Source organism: Shigella sp. SIG3 (genome assembly GCF_053555855.1).
Genome location: NZ_JBQZXE010000305.1, coordinates 1 through 552, shown reverse-complemented (window position 1 = coordinate 552; position 552 = coordinate 1). Strand labels below are relative to the sequence as shown.

General features: G+C 45.8%; 2 protein-coding genes and 1 pseudogene. 1 reads left to right on the top strand and 2 read right to left on the bottom strand.

Features of this window, described 5'->3' with window-relative positions; translation table 11 throughout:
• Nucleotides 1-47: 47 nt before the first annotated feature.
• Nucleotides 48-116: a hypothetical protein gene (gene yncP / locus ACUU1I_RS21120; RefSeq protein ID WP_212591405.1), complete on the top strand. Its 69-nt coding sequence runs from the start codon at nucleotides 48-50 to the stop codon at nucleotides 114-116.
• On the opposite strand, the gene hokB is transcribed toward yncP, so the two are convergent.
• Both hokB and ACUU1I_RS21110 read right to left on the bottom strand, forming a co-directional pair.
• On the bottom strand, nucleotides 94-243 hold the full coding sequence (gene hokB / locus ACUU1I_RS21115) for a type I toxin-antitoxin system toxin HokB (RefSeq protein WP_023517637.1): 150 nt from the start codon (nucleotides 241-243) through the stop codon (nucleotides 94-96). The genes yncP and hokB overlap by 23 nt on opposite strands.
• Before the next feature lie 99 nt (nucleotides 244-342).
• Nucleotides 343-483: pseudogene (locus ACUU1I_RS21110) on the bottom strand (IS3 family transposase); the annotation flags it as partial.
• Between the last annotated feature and the right edge of the window lie 69 nt (nucleotides 484-552).

The following is a 552-nucleotide window of genomic DNA, read 5'->3' as shown; positions in this document are numbered from 1 at the left end:
GAAAAAAACATGCACTAACTGAAGTGTAAAAGGGGTGCCATGAGAAAATGAATCTGCTAGTCAGATGCGCGGGGAAAATCCCCGCGCTTGCCCTTACCTGGACGTGCAGGCCATGAGCGCAGCAACCTCCTTATCACCGTCCCGGAACCGCAGTTCGTAGAGCGTTTGTCGGGTCAGGAGTGTGAATGCCAGAATCGTAATGCAGATAATGAGCAGACACACCACCAGAGGGTTGCGCTTCATAGCCTTTCTCCTTGCCGGATGGCGGGTAAGAGGCTAACATCTGAATTGCTTGGTTCATTCGTTGGCCTCGGTTTGTACTGACCCCAAAAAGTTGGACAGTTAAACACGAGGCATATAGGTCTGATTCCGATATTCATTTGGAGTCAGACCTTTTAATTTCAGGCTAATTCTTCTGCTGTTGTAGTATTCAATATATTCCGTAACAGCATCCTTCAGTTCGCTTATATTACTGAACTCATTAGACTGGCCCCCTGAATCTCCAGACAACCAGTATCACTTATTTAAGTGATAGTCTTAATACTAGTTTTT